This is a genomic window from Sandaracinaceae bacterium (assembly GCA_016706685.1).
Classification (GTDB): domain Bacteria; phylum Myxococcota_A; class Polyangia; order Polyangiales; family Houyiibacteriaceae; genus JADJJE01.
In genome coordinates this window covers 152,032-169,546 of record JADJJE010000001.1, presented here as the reverse complement: position 1 = coordinate 169,546, position 17,515 = coordinate 152,032, and the positions used below count along the sequence as shown (strand labels likewise).

At 71.2% G+C, this 17,515-nt stretch carries 7 protein-coding genes; 6 read left to right on the top strand and 1 reads right to left on the bottom strand.

The annotated features are described in order from the left end of the window. The first annotated feature begins 73 nt into the window (after positions 1–73). Positions 74–4,042, top strand: coding sequence for a hypothetical protein (locus tag IPI43_00685; protein ID MBK7772646.1), 3,969 nt, complete (start codon positions 74–76; stop codon positions 4,040–4,042). A 337-nt stretch (positions 4,043–4,379) separates the two neighbouring features. Beyond that, the gene (locus tag IPI43_00680; protein ID MBK7772645.1) at positions 4,380–4,976 is read left to right on the top strand and encodes an RNA polymerase sigma factor; all 597 of its coding nucleotides are present in this window, start codon (positions 4,380–4,382) and stop codon (positions 4,974–4,976) included. A 24-nt stretch (positions 4,977–5,000) separates the two neighbouring features. Here the strand turns inward: IPI43_00680 and IPI43_00675 are convergent, their stop codons facing one another. After that, positions 5,001–10,382: an AAA family ATPase gene (locus tag IPI43_00675; GenBank protein MBK7772644.1), complete on the bottom strand. Its 5,382-nt coding sequence runs from the start codon at positions 10,380–10,382 to the stop codon at positions 5,001–5,003. Between the two features lie 99 nt (positions 10,383–10,481). On the opposite strand from IPI43_00675, the gene IPI43_00670 reads away from it, so the two are divergent. The 4 genes from IPI43_00670 (at position 10,482) to IPI43_00655 (ending at position 17,515) form a co-directional block, all read left to right on the top strand. Further along, positions 10,482–12,512, top strand: a complete 2,031-nt coding sequence (locus tag IPI43_00670) for an FAD-dependent oxidoreductase (protein ID MBK7772643.1) — start codon at positions 10,482–10,484, stop codon at positions 12,510–12,512. A gap of 149 nt (positions 12,513–12,661) precedes the next feature. After that, entirely contained in the window at positions 12,662–14,026 is a 1,365-nt protein-coding gene (locus IPI43_00665; GenBank protein ID MBK7772642.1) for an HlyC/CorC family transporter, read from the top strand. Continuing rightward, positions 14,023–15,105, top strand: a complete 1,083-nt coding sequence (locus IPI43_00660; GenBank protein ID MBK7772641.1) for an HlyC/CorC family transporter — start codon at positions 14,023–14,025, stop codon at positions 15,103–15,105. Before IPI43_00665 ends, IPI43_00660 begins: the two co-directional genes overlap by 4 nt. Before the next feature lie 7 nt (positions 15,106–15,112). Then, a complete protein-coding gene (locus tag IPI43_00655; protein ID MBK7772640.1) occupies positions 15,113–17,515 on the top strand; it encodes a hypothetical protein in 2,403 nt (800 codons plus the stop codon).

The following is a 17,515-nucleotide window of genomic DNA, read 5'->3' as shown; positions in this document are numbered from 1 at the left end:
GCGTTACACACACTTCGTCAGCACGTATAGGACCCGCGCATCCTGCTGATGAGCGGTGATACCCTTCGGGGTGATGGAACCGACCCTCGACGAGCTGCGCGCGGTCTTCGCTGCCGACTCGACCAATCCCCGAGCCTACCGCGCGTTGGTGAGCGCGCTCACGAATGAGCCCGACGGCCGCGAGCTGGCCGAGCTGCACGAGCGCTGGGCCGAGAAGTGCACCGACCCGGCCGAGGCGGCGCGCGCGTGGGCCGAAGCGGGGGAGCGGCGCGAGGCAATGGGTGAGCTGCCGCGTGCCGGGCGGGACCACTGGAAGGCGCTCGAGCTGGACCCCCGCCAGACCGTGGCCGGGCGTGGGTTCCTGCGGCTGGCCACCGATGGGCGTGACCTGCACCGCAACCTCGAGCAGCTGACGCGCTGGGCGGAGCGCCTGCAAGAGGTGGGTGCCTCGGCCACCGAGCGCGCCGAGGTGGAGCTAGCGATCGCGCGCGTGCACGCCGCCGTACCCGGCCGGCTGGACCGCTCGTTCGAGCACCATCGCGCGGCGGTGGCCCTCGACCCCGAGCTCTCGAGCACGCTGGACGAGGCGGTGGAGCGCGCGCGCGCCGCACGCCGCATCTCGGATGTGCGAACGTTGCTGGCCCTGGCGGCGGAGACCACGCGCAGCCCGGCGCGCAAGCTCGAGGTGCTGCGCGACCTGATCGAGGCGCAGACGGCCCAGCCCGCGGACTTCGATGGCGCCATTGCCACGCTGGGCATCGCGAGCGCGCTCGCGCCCGACGAGCTGTCGCTCATCGAGCAGCGCGTGACCCTGCTGGTGCAGCGCTCACGCCGCAAGAAGGGCACCGACGCGGAGCGCGCGGACCTGGACGCCGCGGCTTCCCTCGAGGTGGAGCTGGCGCGCAGGCTGGACACCGAGCCCGCGCTCGAAGCCGTGGAGCGGGCGCTCTCGCTCGCGCCCGACCATGGCGATGCGCTTTCGCTCCTCACCGGGCTGGTGGCCAAGGCGCCCACCGACGCGAACCGCGCGCGGCTGGGCAAGCACTTGGCGGCGCGCGTGCGGGCGGCGGCAGAGGGGGCCAGCGCGAACGCGCGGCTGGTGCTGGCGGCTTGGTACGAGCGCGAGGGCCGCGCGGCCGAGGCCTACGACACGCTCGCTCCGCTGCTGGTGGAGGCGCCGCGCAGTGAGTGGCTGGCGCGTGGGCTCACCCTGGCGCTGGCCGCTGGCCGCTGGGCCGACGCCGCGCGCGCGGCGCAGCGCCTGCATGCCGGCGAGGCGCACGCCGCGCACGAGCGCGTGGTGCTGGAGGACCTCCTCGCGCGCTGCCTCGCCGCGCCGGATCTGGACGCCGCCGAGCACGTGGCCACACGCCTGCTCGAGCTGGTGCGCGATCACGCGGGTGCCCTCGAGGGGCTCAGCCACGTGCACGCAGAGCGCGGGGAGCACCGCGCGTTGCGTTCGCTCCTCGAGCGGCGGCTGGGCCTCACCACGGACGCCGAGGCACGCCGCAAGCTGCTGCGGCAGCTGGTGGACCTGGCTGACGGGCCGCTCGCAGACGCCGAGCTCGCGGCCGACGCCTTCCAAAAGCTGGCGGAGCTGGACCCGCGCGACCGCGCGCTGCGCACCGAGCTGCTGGAGCGCCTCGGGCGGGTGGGCCGCTACCGCGCCATCGCCGACGTGCGCCGCTGGGAGATCACGTCGCTCGAGACGCTGGCCGAGCGCAAGCGCGCGCTCGACGCGCTGCTGCTGCTGTCCGAAGAGCACCCGTTCGACGCTGCGGCGCTAGCCGCCGCCCTGCAGGCCTATCGCGCGGCAGACCCCACCGACGTGGACGCGCGCGCGGCTCTGGTGAAGTTCCTGCGTGGGGCCGGCCAGCTGGAAGAGGCGGCCGCGCTGGTGCGCGAGTCGGTGCGCGCAGCGCAAGACAGCGAGTCGCGGCAGGCTGCCCTGACCGAGCTCGCGGACATCTATGACGTGGGCCTGCGCCAAGACGAGCCCGCGCGCGCGGCCACGCTGCAGATCCTGGAGCTGGCCCAGTTCGACGAGGTCGCCATCGAGCGGCTCGAGCGTATCGCGCTGCGCAGCGGGCGGAGCGACTGGCTGGTGGAGGCGCTCGAGCACCGCGCCAAGGTGGTGCCCGACCACGAGCTGGCCGAGGTCTCGCTGCGCCTCGGGCGGCTGTATGACGAGCCCCCGGGAGATCCAGAGGCCGCCATGCGCGCCTACGCCCGGGTGCGGAAGCTGCGCGCGGGTGACACCGAGTCGGCCGACGCGCTGCTGCGGCTCTACGAGGCGCACAGCCGGCCGCGCGAGCTGGCGGCGCTGCTGCACGACCTGATTGACGAGACGGCAGAACCGGAGGCGCGCGTGGCGCTGCTGTTGCGCCGCGCGCGGCTGCTCGGCGACGTGCTGGGCGACGCCGACGAGGCGGCCGACTGCTACCGCGAGGTGCGCACGCTGCGCGAGGACGACGAGGCGCTGGCCGCGCTGCTCACGCACGCGCGCAGCACCGACCTGCACGCCGAGCTCTCCGAGCTGCTAGCCACGCGCCTGGGGCAGCCCACGTCGCCCGAGGAGGCCATCGAGTTGGGCATGGAGCGCGCCACGCTCTTGTTGGACCACCTGGGGGACCCGCGCGAGGCGGAGCGCGAGCTCTTGGCCATTCGCGAGCGGGAGCCCAAGTTTGCGCCGGCGCTCGCGCGCTTGGGCAGCCTCTACCTCGAGGAGGGCAACGACGAGCAGCTGGCCGAGGTGACCGAGGCGCACCTCGCGCTGATGACGCACCCGGTGCAGCGGGCCGCGCTGGCCAAGCGCCTATTCGGGCTCTACGAGCGCGCCATCCCCAACGCGGAGCGGGCGCTCCACGCGGCGCGGCACTGGGCCCAGGCGGCGCCCACAGAGCTCGATGCGCTGCGGGCGCTGGCCGACCTGCTGGACCCGAAGACCGACGCACGCGAGCGCATGAAGGCGCTGGACGCCCGCGCCGATGAGCTGACGCGGCTGCGGGCCGCGGGCGCCGGTGAAGACGACGCGGCGCTGCGCGACGAAGCGCTGGTGGCGCTCGAGGACTCCATCGTGACTTCGGTGGAGCAGCTGGACGATGGCGGGCACGCCGAGGCGCGCTTGGTGCACGCGTTCGAGCTGGCGCACGACGAGCCCGCCGACGTGGACCGCTTCGTTCACCTGGCCGCCTCGCTCGACGCCAAGCTGGAGGACGACCGGCTGCGCCGTGCCGCAGCCACGTTCCTGGCGCGCAAGGCCACTGCCGTGGAGCGCCCGGACAAAGAGCGGCTCTTCCTGGCGGCGGCCGACGTCTTTGGTGCCCTGCTGGAGGACGCGCGCCTGGCCTTCGAGGTCATGCGGCGCGCCATCGTAGAGTGCAGCGACGACGAAGCCATCTTGCGGGCCCTCGTGGACTACGGCCGCGCGGGTGGCTTCGAGGACGACCTCGACCGTGTGCTGGCCGAGCGGTTCGAAGCCAGCTTCGACGCCAAGGCGGCGCGCGCCCTGCAGAGCGAGCGCGCCGACCTGCTGTACTCGCGCGGGAAGTTCAGCGAGGCGGCCGACGCGTACCACCGGTTGGTCTCGCTCGAGCCCGACAACGAGCCCGCGAAGGTGCGACACCGCGAGTGCCTGGTGCGTGCCGAACGCTACCAGGACCTGCTGGTCACCCTGGGCCAGGCCCTGCGCCGCCTGGGCCCCGACAACGTGCCGGCGCGTGTGGAGCTGCTGCGCGACGTGGCGAACACCTGGGAGGGCGGCCTCAACGACCGTGCCGAGGCGCTGGACGCGTGGAAGGCCGTGCTGGCTGCCGCGCCCGGAGACACAGAGGCCTCCGCCGCCGTGGAGCGCCTGGCCGACGCGCGCACCCGTCGCACCGTGGCGCCGCGGCCATCGCCGGTGTCGAGCGGGTCCATTCCGCCGCCTCCGCCGCTGGCGCCGGTCACGTCCATGCGGCCCATGCCACCGCCGCCGCCCCCCTCCGAGGAGGAGCCGCTGGACGACGACCTGCTCGAGCCGATCGACCCTGACGACGAGTAGCTCTCCGGGGGCGTCGCCGTCGCCGTCGCCGACAACGTTCAGGAGAACGACGACGACAACGCTCACGATGAAGGGTGGTGGGCTGTAAGATCCGGAAGGCCGCCCCGTCAGGTAGGGGTAGCGGGAGAGTCCCGCACCCAACCGAGGAGCCAGAAATGTCAGAGAACCCCACCCCGCGCTGCTGCGCCAGCGACTGTTCCTGTAACCCCTGCCGCTGCGAGCCCTGCCGCTGCGCCCAGCCACGCACCGCCACGGGCGGCGCCTGCTGCACCACGGAGTGCGACTGCGCGAGCACCCGCGGCCGCACCCAGGCGTGCTGCAGCGGAGCGGCTGCGTCGTGAGTCACGCCGCCCGTCCCGAGGACCGGCCGGGCACGCTGACGGCGCGTGAAGCCGTGCGTGCGGCGCTCACCCATGACCGGGAGCGCTACCTGGCCATCATTCGCGGACGGGCGGGCGGCAGCCTGAGCGTATGTGACAGCGAGGAGATCCTGCACGGTGCGCTCGAGCGCGCGCTCATCCGTGCCGACCAGGTGCAGGACCCCACCAAGGCTGCGGCTTGGGTGGGGCGCGTGGTGCGCAACGCCGTGGTGGACGAGCTGCGGAAGCGCCGCTACCTGACGCTGCCCTTCGAGGAGCTGGAGCTTCCCCAGCTGGACGATGACGAAGCCGCGGGGCCCGATTGCCTCTGCGTGCTGGTGCAGGCCGACCAGCTCAAGGCGGAGTACGGCGAGATCCTGCGGCGCGTGGTGCTGGACGGGCAGGCGCTGGGGGACGCGGCGCAGTCGCTGGGGCTCAAGCCCAACAACGCGAGCGTGCGCTTGCACCGGGCGAAGCAAGCGCTGCGGGAGCGGCTGGTCGCCCACTGCGGCCAGAACGCGGCCAAGGACTGCGGCACCTGCCAGTGCGAGACAGGGCGCTGCGGGGCGCGCTGACTCGAGGCGCCTCGCGCAAACCCGCTACGGCGCCACGCCCCCCAGCAGCAGCGCGCGCCCCGTGGGCGAGAGCGTGGTGAAGCGGACCACGTACGTGCCCGCGCCGCTGCCTGGGCCCACCACCTTGGCGAACGCGTCGGCCACGCGCGAACTCGCGTCGTCGAAGCGCACCATGAGGTCGGTCATGAGCGGGATGGCCACGGCGGAGCGCAGCTCGGCGCCCTTGGCGGAGGCGGCGATGATCTCCACCTCGAAGCGCTGCTCCGAGATGGACTTCCGCTCCACGATGGCGCAGCGCACCGTCAGGGGCGCGCGCAGGGGCAACAGCGGCAGGCTCACCGGCTCGATGCGGATGGGGGTGGCACCGTCGATGCCGCTGATCTCCACGAGCCGGATGGGGTCGGGCGAGCCCTTGGGGTGCACCGTCAGCTCGTTGGTCACGTGCAGGGGCGAGCGCACCGCGGCGACGGTGGCCCCCGACGCCAGCACCTGACCACCCAGCGTGAACGACTCGATTCGGCTGGCGATGTTGACCGGGGTCCCCACCACGCCGTACTTCGAGCGCTTCTCAGAGCCGATGTTGCCCACGATGGCGTCGCCCGTGTGCATGCCGATGCCCATCTCCACCTCGGGCAGGCCCTGTGCGCGGTTCCAGGCGTTGACCTGCTCCATGGCCTGCTGCATCTCGAGCGCGCACGTGATGGCGCGCTCGGCGTCGTCGGCCCGCCGCAGGGGGGCGCCGAAGATGCACAGGATGGCGTCGCCCAGGATCTCGTCGATGGTGCCGTGGTGCCGCTGGATGATGTCGGTCATCACGCTCAGGTAGTTGTTGAGCAGCCGCACCACCTGCTCCGGCTCGAGCTCGTCGGTGAGCGTTGAGAAGCCGCGCAGGTCGGAGAAGACGATGGTCACCTCGCGGCGCTGGCCGCCGAACGCGAGCCCCTCGCTGCGCTCGAGCAGGCTGTCCACCACCTCGTTGCTCAGGTATCGCCCGAAGATCTGCCGGATGAACGCGTTGCGCACCTCGAGGGCCTCCGTACGCTCGCGCACGCGGTCCTCCAGCGTCTGGTACAGCTCGGCGTTGGCGATGGAGACGGCGGCCTGCGCGGCCAGCATGGTGATGACGTCCAGGCGCCCCGCGGTGAACGAGGCCTCGGCCAGGTCGTTCTCCAACACCACGATACCCACCAGCACGCTCTTGTCGGTGATGGGCGCGCACACCAACGAGCGCGAGCGGCGCCGGATGACGTACGGGTCACGCGTGAATTCGCCTGTGACTGCGGCGTTTCGCAGCACCACCGGTGAGCCCGAGCGCTCCACATAACGGACGATCTTGGCGGGCACGTCCGGATACGCATCCAGCGGCACGTCCAGGATGACCACTTCGCCGCGCGCGGAGGTGGCCTCGGCGATGACCGCCAGGTCGCCGCTGCCCGCCGCGCGCAGCAGCACCGCGCGCTCGGCGCCGGCGTCGCCGATGAGCGCCAGCAGCACGTTGCGCACCACGCCCTCCACGGTGCGCTCGGAGGCGATGGCGTTGGACGCACGCACCACCGCGTCGAGGTCGAAGCGCGAGCTGCTGCCCGTGGTGGTGATGGACCCCGAAGACGTGCTGGTGGTCTCGCTGGGCAGGCGGTCTGCGAAGTGCGGGTCGAGGGCCGCCACCTTGGCGCCCGCCCCCCACGCGGCGTAGTAGCTGCGCGCGCGCTCGAGGTAGCCGGTGGCCACGGTGGGCACCTCACGCTGCCGCCAAAACTCGGCAGCGAGCTCGGCGGCCAGGGCGGCGTCTTGCGGCATGCCGGCGGCTTGGGCGCGCCTGACGGCCAGCTCGTAGAAGCGCGCGGCCTCGTTGGCGTTGCTCTTCACGCGTGCGCGCTCGGCGGCCACGAGATCCGCCAGGTGACCGAACGACGTGGGCACCGCGCGCTCCATGCCGCGCAGCAGCGCCAGCGCCTTCTGGGACACCCCCAGCTCGTCGAAGCGCAGGTGCGCGATAGCGTGCAGGAACCAGATCTGCGGCGTGAGCTGTGTGCCCTGGTGCGCACCGACGTCCAGCATGGCGCGGATAGCCCGCTCCTTGGCCCGCTCCCGGTTGCCGAACGTCAGCGCCAGCCGGCCCTGATACCAGGCCAGCGCCGACGCGGAGTTCTTGGCGCCTGCGGTCTCTTGCTCGTGTGAGTCGGCGTCTTCGTCATAGCCCGGACCCACCATGCGAGTGGGGCTCGCGCTCGTGCCGCGCAGGCAGCGCACGAAGGCCAGCTGGCGGCGGATGTCGCCTTCGCTGTAGCGGTGGCGCGTGCGCTCGGAGGCTGCCAGCTGCCGGTTGAGCACGGCCTCGAGCGCCTCCAGTTCCTGGCCAGCGACCAGGGCGTGGAAGCACCCCGCGGGCCCCGCGATGGCGGCGTACTGGGTGTCACCCTGCTCGTTCGCCGCCCGTTGGGCGTCGAAGAGCGCCTCCACCGACTCACCGAGGGGACGCTCCCACGGGAGCACGAAGATGGCCTCCGCCGCCAGCACACGGTGGACGCGCTGCGCGCGACCAGGCCCCAGCAGTAGCGCCTTGGCGAGGTCCACCACGCGGCGCCCACCCGGCACGTCGAACAGCCCCGACACCAGCACGGCCGCGAACCCGGCGAAGCACTCGGCCGAGCCTTCCGAGACACCGTGCTGAAGCGTGAGGCGGATGCCCTCGACCGTGATGAGCGGATAGAGTTCTGGCTCGGCGAGGAAGCTGGTGCCGCTGATGCCCGTGAGGATTTGCAGCGCGATCTGCATCTCGGTGGACGAGGCGTCGGGGAGGGCCATCATGGACGCTGGGGTCGCGTTGCGCAGACGCCACTTGGTGACCGCCAGCCCGCGCAGGATGTGCCCCGTCTTGGCGCGGGCCGGCAGCTTCACGCCCACGTTCCGGAGGATGAGCTTGGCGGCCGACAGCGACCCGCCCAGCTCGTTGCGCGCCAACAACGACACGGGCCGCAGTACGTAGGCCGCCGCGCGATCCTCGATGGTGCGCGCGTGGGTGAGCAGGGCGTCGATGGCTGCGTCGGTGGCGGCGTACTCGCCCAGCAGGTAGCTGGTCTCGGCGAGCTCTTCGGTAATGGCACGAAACCGGGTGAAGTCGCGCGTGTGGAGGGCGGGCCCGAGCAGACTCGCGGCCATGCCCACATGGTGGCGCGCGGTCTCCCAAGCCCCCGCAGTCTTGGCCAGGCGCGCGGCGCGCAGGGCGAGGTCGGCCCACTGCGCCCGCTCGCTTTCGTCTTCGATGAGCGCCTGCGCCTCGTCGAAGTGCCGGATGGCCTCGAACACGCGCGCGTCCGGCAGCTCGGTGCTCATGAGCATGCGCGCCGCCGAGAGGTGCAGGGCGGTGCGCTGGTCGCGCGGCATGAGCGCGTAGGCGGCTTCTTGCACCCGGTCGTGCGTGAAGCGATAGCCGTCTTCGTCGTCGCTGTCCGGGCCGACGAAGCGGCGCAGGCGCGGCAGCTCGAGGCCCGTGTCCACGGTGTCCACGTCCACGGAGGCGAGCGCAGCCACGGTGGACAGCTGGAAGCGCGTGCCCACGATGGACGCCACCGCGAGCAACCCGCGCGTGTCCTCGGGCAGCTGGGTGAGCGCGTGCACCATGAACTCCACCACGTTGTCGCTGTAGCCGCGCGCTTCGATGGCGGCGTCGTCCCATTCGAAGCGCATGGAGGCGGAGTCGAAGTGGACGACGCCCTCGCGGTGCAGCGTGGCGATGAGCTGCCGCAGGTAGAAGGGGCTGCCGTGGGTGAGTGCGTGCAGGCCCGCGGCGAGCTTTGCCACCGCAGCGTCGCGCCGCCCCAGCCAGCCGGACACCAGAGCGAGCGTGTCGGCCTCTTCGAGCGGGCCCACGCTCACCTCGGACACCCGCGCACGCGTGCGAATGGTGGCGAGGGTGCTGCTCAACGGATGCGCAGCGTCCACCTCGTTCTCGCGATAGGCGCCGATGACCAGCACGTGCGCGGTGCCGCTGCCTGCCAGCGCCGAGAGCCAGCGGAGCGACGCGTCGTCGGCCCACTGCAGGTCGTCCAGGAACAGCACCAGCGGCTCGCTCTGGGTGGACAGGGCCGACAAGAACGCCTGCGCCAGCTGGCCGAAGCGTGCCTGCTCTTCGTCGGGCGACACCTCGGGGACACCCTGCATCTCGGGCAAGAGCGCGCGCAGCTCCGGAACGCGCTCCGCCAGCAGCGCGCCGTTGGCACCGATGGCCTCGCTGATGCGCACCCGGTACTTGGCCAGCTGCTCCTCGGGCTCCGACAGCAGCGCCCGCATGCGGGAGCGCAGCGCCTCGAAGATGGCCAGCAGCGGCACGCGGCGCTTCTGCCCCTCGAACTTGCCGAACGACACGTGGGCACGCAGCGACGCGAAGCGCGGCGCCAGCTCGCGCACGAGGGCCGTCTTGCCGATGCCCGAGGGCCCACGCACGAACACGAACTCCGGCGTGCCGGGCACCAGGCGCTCGAAGGCCGTGGACAGCACCAGCAGCTCCACGTCGCGGCCCACCAGACGCTCCTCGAGCGGCAGGGCGCTGCTGACGTCGCGCGTCCCCAACACGATGCGGTCGAGCGCGTCGCCCGGCGTGTCCAGGGCACGCGTGATCTGCTCGAGGTCGAACGCCACGCCCTCGGCGCTCTGGTAGCGGTCGCGCGGGTCCTTGGCCAGCAGCCGGTCCAGCAGCGCGTCCACCGGCGCGGGGACACCCCGCGCGATGGAGCTGGCCAGCGGCGCCTTGCGGGCCAAGTGCGCATGCAGCAGCGCGAGCGGGTCGTCGTACTCGAAGGGCAGGCGCCCAACCAAGAGCTGGAACAGCGTGGCCCCCAGGGAGTACAGGTCGGCCCGGTGATCCAGGTCGCGGTCCGTTCGCCCGGTTTGCTCCGGAGGGATGTACGCCAGCGTGCCGCCCAGGGACGCGAAGCGCCGTGACGCGCCGAGGGTGAGCGAGTTGCCGAAGTCGCACAGCATCACGCGCCCGTACACGGTGCTCAGCACATTGGCGGGCTTCACGTCACCGTGCGCGAAGCCGAGCGCGTGCAGGTCGGCCAGGGCCAGCGCGATCTTGCGGGCCAGCACCAGCCACTCGGCGAGGGGCACCCGCGTGTTCCCGAAGCGGCGCTCGAGATCCACGGCACCCAGGTCCTCCATGACGATGGCCGCCGACGTGCCGAAGCGGTGCTCACCCAGGTACGGTAGCCCCGAGCGCGTGGCGAGCCGCGCCCCCACGTCCAGCTCGTAGCGCAGGCGCCGCAGGGTGCCTGCGCTGGGCACGTCGGTGGTGGGGTGCTTGAGCACCACGGGCACGTCGTCGGCACGCCGAACCGCGCGCAACACGGTGCTCCTCGCACCGCGATGCACCACGTCCTTGATCTCGAAGCCCTCGTAGCTCGGCATGCGCGCCGCGACTCATACCACGTCCCTCACGCGGCCGTCTGCGGCGTAGGTTCCGAGCGGCGTGCGTGATACACCCACAGGCCACCGATGGAGGTAGCGATGGCCAAGAAGCAGACCGACGTGTTGATCATTGGGGGTGGCTGGACGGGCGTGTCGGCGGCGACGGAGCTCGCGAAGCTGGGCGTGGACTTCCAGCTGCTGGAGGCGGACCCGGTGCGTCTCGGCGGCCGTGCGTACTCCTTCGAGTACAACCCCAACCCCAGCAGCCCCCACAAGCTCTATTGGGAGCACGGCGCGCAGTACGTGGGCCAGGATCAGACCGCGATCTGGGCGCTCATCCAGGAGCACTGCCCCGACCAGCTGGTGGACGGGTACGCGCTGCGCAAGCCCTACCGCGAGCAGATCATGCTCGTGGACGGAAAGCGCTACTGCTACGACCGCGACAAGTGCCTGTTCGACATCGGCGGCCTGCCCCCAGGCATCGGCTTGTTCGACCTGCTCGCGACCGTGCTCATGATCGACCAGATCCAGACCATCGAGCGCGCCATCGACGTGCTCGAGCCGTGGAACTCACCGAAGGAGCTGCTGGCCCTCGACCAGCTCGCCATGGACGAGTGGCTGGGCGCCGACTGGATGCCGCCGGGTGCGCGCAGCCTGGTGTCCGTGGCGGTGAACGCGGTCATCTCCGTGGAGCCCCCGCAGATCTCGCCCTTCTATTTCTTTTGGTACTCGGCGTGCAACGACGGCTTCCTGCAAGAGTGCAACGACGAAGAGGGCGGCCCGCAACAGTACTACCTGCGGTGCGGTGTGGACGCGCTCGTGCAGAAGGTGGCGGACCCCATCCGCGACAAGATCACGTTCGGCGCCGTCGTCAGCGACATCACGCGCGGCGATGCCACCGTGACGGTCACCACGGCGAGCGGCGATGTCTGGGAGGCCAGCCAGGTGGTGGTGGCCATGTCTCCGCACACGGTGGGCAAGCTCGCGTTCACGCCCGCGCTCCCGGACGGCTACAAGGCGCTCTGCGACCAGCCCATGGGCCGCACCATCAAGTGCATGCTCTTCTACTCGGAGCCCTGGTGGCGCAGCAGCCACACGCTCGCGTACACGGGCTACTCCGGCGCCTCCAGCTTCCCCGTGACGTGGGTCATGGACTACTCGCCGGAAGACGGGTCTGGCGTGTGGTGCCTGATGACGTTCACCATCGGCGACTACGTGACCGACCTGGGCCCCAACCCGTCGAAGGAGGCCGTGACGGAGCTGGTCACGAAGAACCTGTGCTTCCTGTTCGACGACCCGCGCGCGCTGGTGGACGGCGGGCTGTTCGTGGGGCTCCAGCTCTTCACCTGGAACGAGTACACCCCCTTCTCGGGAGGCGGCCCCAACACCGTGTTCGGGCCCAACATGCTCACAGGACCGGCCGCCCCCGCCAAGACCCTCAACCAGGCGCTGGACGGGAACGTGTGGTTCGCGGCCGCCGAGCTGGCGCGCAAGGTGGACCCGGGCAGCGTGTCCCGCTACTTCGACCCCGCCACACAGAAGTACTCCGACATCCGCCACAGCCTCGGGTACATGGACGGTGCCATCAACGAGGGCCGCTTCGTGGCCAACCAGGTGGCCAAGGCGCTGGGCCGCACCTACGACACGCGCATCGACGCCACCTATCCGTCCACACCCCCAAAGGTGAGCCTGCCCGGGCCCACCACCGACATCCCGGTGGCGAAGGTCCGCGACATCCTCAAGAGCTTCACCACCATCGCCTTCGCGAAGGCGGCCTACCAGGCGTCCAACCCGGTGGACCCCATGGACCTCATCGAGCAGTTCGGCACCATGTTCGGCCTGGCGTTGGCGGCCAACTTCAAGTTCCCGGACCGGGCCACCATGCAGAGCGTGATTGGCGCCGGCTACCGCTACGCGTCGTCTCCCGCCACCGACGACGTGACCGAGCAGCTGCGCTACTACGTGGGCATCTTGAACGGCCTGGTGAGCGTGCTCTCGGCCGAGACCAAGGCTGCCGCGGCCGCTCTGCCCCCGGGCGCCACAGCGCCACGTGGCCGGTTTGCAGCTCTTTCGCGCATGGCTGCGGGCATCGACAAGGGCATCGCGGAGGGCACGCCAGACGGGGCCTGAGCTGCCCCCGAGAGCGCCTGCGGGCTTGCGCGGCGTATGACCACGGGGTAGGGCAGCGCTGCCCCCCGGCGGATGACGACGATGCTTGCCCCCAGTGATCCCGACCCGCGGCGAACCGACCATCCCATGGTCTCGTGCGGGGTGTGCCCATGACCCCCGCGCTCCTGCTCGGGCTCGCGGGCTTGTTGGTGGTGGCCTGCGGTGTCTTCGTGGCGGCGGAGTTCGCCTTCATCACCGTGAACCGCGCGTCCGTGGAGGCGGCGGCGAGCGAAGGTGACAAGAAGGCCGAGGGCGTGGCCACCGCGCTGCGCTCGCTCTCCACGCAGCTGTCGGGCGCTCAGCTGGGCATCACCATCACCAACCTCGCCATCGGCTTCCTGGCCGAGCCGTCCATCGCGGTGCTGATCCTCCCGCTGCTGCTGCACCTGGGTGTGCCTGCTGCGTCCGTGGGCGCGGCCTCCATCACGGTGTCGCTGGTGGTCGCCACGGCTACCACCATGCTGTTCGGGGAGCTGCTCCCCAAGAACCTGGCCATCGCGCGCCCCATGGCCACGGCGCGCGCCGTGCAAGGCTTGCACCGCGCGTTCACCGCCGGCATGGCGTGGCCCATCCGCTTCACCAACGGGGTGGCCAACCGCATCCTCGGCAAGCTGGGTGTGGAGCCGCAGGAGGAGCTGGCCTCGGCGCGCTCCGCCGAAGAGCTCACCGCCCTGGTGCGCCACTCGGCGAAGCAAGGGACGCTCGCGCGCGAGACCGCCGAGCTGATGGAGCGCTCGCTGGCGTTCGGCGAGCGCTACGCCCGCGACGCCATGACGCCGCGCCCGCAGCTCATCTCGGTGCCCATGGAGGCCACCGTCGCCGAGTTCATCGCGCTGGCGAAGGAGACTGGACACTCCCGCTTCCCCGTCAGCGGAGGCGTGCAGGGCGGTGACGTCCAGATCATCGGCGTCATCGAGGTGCGCGCCGCGCTGCGCATCCCCTTCGAGAAGCGGGCGGTCACGCCGGTCACGTCCATCCTGGCCGAGGCGAACTTCGTGCCGGACTCCATCCCACTCGATGACCTCATGGACGACCTGCGCGCGAGCGGGCGCCACATGGCGCTGCTGGTGGACGAGTTCGGCTCGCTGGTGGGGCTGGTCACCTTCGAGGACCTGGTGGAAGAGATCGTCGGGGACGTGCGCGACGAGCACGACTACGAGGAAGACCCGGTGCACGCATCCGATGGCAGCTGGGACCTCTCTGGCCTGATGCGCGTGGACTCGGTGAACGAGCTCACCGGGCTGCACATCCCGGAGAGCGACACCTACGACACCATCGGAGGGCTGGTCACGTTCGAGCTGGGGCGTCTGGGCGAGGTGGGCGACACCGTGCTCGTCGAGGAGGAGCCCACGGGCGGCGATGACCCGCGCACCGTGGAAATCGTCGTGACCGAGGTGGACGGGCACCGCGTGGACGCCGTCCACTTGCGCCTGGTCTCCTTCGAGGGCGTGCCCGATGTCGAGGACGAGCCATGAACGACGTGCTCGGGCTGGTGCTCACGGTTGGCCTCTTGGTGCTCAACGCGTTCTTCGTGGCGGCCGAGTTCGCCCTCATCTCCGTGCGTCGCACCAAGATCGAGCCGCGCGCCGAGGGGGGCTCGCTGCCCGCCAAGGTCACGCTGTATGCGATGGAGCACGTGTCGCTCATGATGGCCGGGGCTCAGCTCGGCATCACCATCGCTTCGTTGGCGCTGGGCTCGCTCAGCGAGCCGGCCATCGCGCACCTCATGGAGGTGCCCATGGAGCTCGCCGGGGTCCCTGCGGCGTTCCTGCACCCCATCTCGTTCACGCTGGCACTCACGCTGGTCACGTTCCTGCACGTGATCATCGGCGAGATGGTGCCCAAGAACCTGGCCCTGGCAGAGCCCGAGCGCGCCGCGCTGCTCATGGCGCCGCTGCTGGTGGTCATCGTATGGATGCTCTATCCCGTGCTGTGGCTGCTCAACGGGGTGTCCAACGTGATGCTGCGCCTAGTGGGCATCGAGCCCAAGCACGAGGTCACCAGCGCGTTCACGCGCGACGAAGTGGCCGACCTGGTGGAGGAGTCGCTGGACGGAGGGCTGATCGAGCTCAACGACGAGCGCCTGTTGCTGGGAGCGCTCAACTTCACGGAGCGTGACGTGCGCTCGGTGCTGGTGCCCATGGCGCACGTCCGCACGCTGCCGCTGGGGGTCACTCCGGCCCAGGCCGAGGCCGCCGCGGCCGACAGCTTCTCGCGCTTTCCGTTGCGCGCGCAGGGGGACCAGTTGGTGGGCTACGTGCACATCAAAGACCTGCTCGAGAACGACCCGCAGGCGCGTCGGAAGCCCATGGACCCACGCCACGTTCGCCCGCTGCCCTCGGTGCGGGTGACCGACTCGCTGCGCGAGGTCATGGTGCAGATGCAACGCACCAATGCGCACCTCGCGGTGGTGCTCGAAGCAGACGCCGAGGCGCCGGCCGAGCCGCTCGGCATCGTCACGTTGGAAGACGTGCTCGAAGAGCTGGTGGGCAAGATCCGCGACGACTCGCGGCGGGCCACCGGGAGGCGCGGCAACTCCGAGCAGGCCTCCTGAAGTGCCCATGACCACGCGCCCCACACCGCTCATCGCCAAGTACCGCCCGCTCGTGATCGGCACCTGCGTGCTGCTCGCGCTGGGCGCGTTCGTGGCGCTGCGCTTCGAGGTGACCACCGACCTCTACGCTTTCCTGCCCGAGGCGGACGACCGTGAGCTGGGTGCGCTCTCGCATCAGATCGCTCAGAGCGAGCTCAGCCGCACCATGATCTTCGCGCTGAGCGCACCGGACGCCGACACCGCCGTGCGCGCGAGCCGCGCCTTCGAGAGCGCGCTTCGGCAGGAGACGTCGGTGGCCCCCGAGATCGCGGCGCTCGAGGGCGGCCCGGCCGAGGGCGTGGAGCGCGGCCTCTTCGAGCTGTACGAGCCCCGCCGCTTCGGCTTCCTGGCGCCGGACGCACCGCAAGCGCGGGCACGCATCGCCGACGCCGGGCTCACGCGCGCGGCCGTGGAGCTGCGCACGGCCCTCGCCAGCCCCATGGCGCCCATGCTCAGCCGCGTCGCGCCGCGCGACCCGTTTCAGATCGTTCCGGGCCTCTTTCAGGGGTTGCGCGGCTCCGCGGCCAACGACCTCACCGTGCGGGACGGGCGGTTCATCGCCAGCGACCAGCGCACCGCCGTGCTGTTCCTCAGCACGCGCAGCTCGGCGTTCGACGCCGACGTGCAGGCGCCCGTCATCGCGGGGATTGGGCGCGCGTTCGCGCGCGTGGACCGCTCCTTCGACGGCACGCTCGAGCTCGACCAGAGCGGGCTGAACCGCTTCGCCACGCGCGCCGCGACCGCCATCAAGGGCGACATCCAGCGGGTCTCCACGCTCTCCATGCTCCTCATCGGGGCCATGCTGTTCGGGCTCTTCCGCAGCTTCCGTCTGCTCGCCCTGGCTTCCATCCCCGTGGGTGCTGGTGTGCTGGCGGGTTCGTTCGTGGTCTTGCTGCTCTTCGGGCGCGTTCACGGCATCACCATGGCCTTCGGCGCGTCGCTCATCGGCCTGTCGGTGGACTACGTGGTGCACGTCTACTGCTTCCACGCGCTCCACGCCGGGACACAGGAGGGGAACGCCTCGTTCGCCACCATCGGCAGGTCGCTCGCCACGGGCGCCGCCACCACCATCACGGGCTTCTTGGCGCTGGCTCCCTCGTCGCTCTCGGGGCTCCGAGAGGTGGCGTGCTTCTCCGTGAGCGGCATGTTCGCCGCGTACCTCGCCACGCGCTACATGCTGCCCGCGCTCATGCCGGCCACGTTTCGCCCGGTGGCGCTGCGCTCGCGTGTGGTGGACGCGCTGGCCCGAGGCTTCGACGCGCTCCGCACGCAGCGGCGCTGGCTGTGGGTCTTTCCTGCGGTCACCGCCGTGTTCGTGGCGGTCGTCCTGCCGCGCGCGCGCTGGAACGAAGACTTCGCCAGCCTCGGGCGCCTCGATCCGGGCATCTTCGCCGAAGACGCGCGCGTCCGCAGCAAGGTGGCCCACTTCGAGCAAATGCGCTTCGTGGTCGCGCTGGGCGACACCGAGGAGCAAGCGCTGCAGGCGAGCGAGCGCGTGCATGCGGCGCTGCAGCAGGGTGAGGCCGCCGGCGAGCTCGACGGCCACCGCACCATCTCGCTGTTCTTGCCGAGCGCCACCACGCAGCGCGAGGTGCGCGACGTGATCGTGGGCGACCCCACGCTGCGCGCGCGCTTCGAGCGGGTGTTCGCCGAGGAGGGATTTGCCGTGGCCGGCTTTGCGCCGTTCTTCGATGCGCTCGCGTCCGAGCAGCCCGCGCCGCTCACCCATGACGACCTCTTGGGGTCGCCGCTCGCGTCCATGGTGCGGCCGTTCCGCGTAGCGCTCGAGGGGCGCGTGGGCTTCGTCACGTTCCTGCACGGCGTCACCGACGCAGACGCGCTCGAGGCGCGGCTCCAGCCGGTCGACAACGCGGTGTTCCTGCGTCAGTCGGACCTGTTCGGGCAAGCGCACCGGGAGTACCAGCAGCGAACGCTCACGCAGCTGGGGTTCGGGCTGCTAGCGGTGTTCAGCATGCTGGCGCTGCGCTACCGCAACCTGCGCCGCACCTGCGCCGTGCTGGTGCCCTCGGTGCTGGCGGTGGGCGTCACCGTCTGCGTGCTCACGCTGTTGGGTCGCGGGCTCGACTTGGTGACCCTCACGGCGCTCCTCTTCGTGGTCAGCATGGGCGACGACTACGGCGTCTTCCTGGTGGACGCCATCACGGAGCGCGACGAGCCCGCGCTGCACGCCGCGCTCCTGGGCGTGCTCGTCGCGTTCGCCACCACCCTGGTGGGCTTCGGCTTGTTGGCGTTCTCCGAGCACCCGGTGCTCTCCGGTTTGGGCATCACGGCCGCAGCAGGCATCTGCGCCAGCGTCGTGTTGTCTCCCACCACCCTCCTGTTCCTGCGCCCCGAGGGCCCGGCGCGGTAG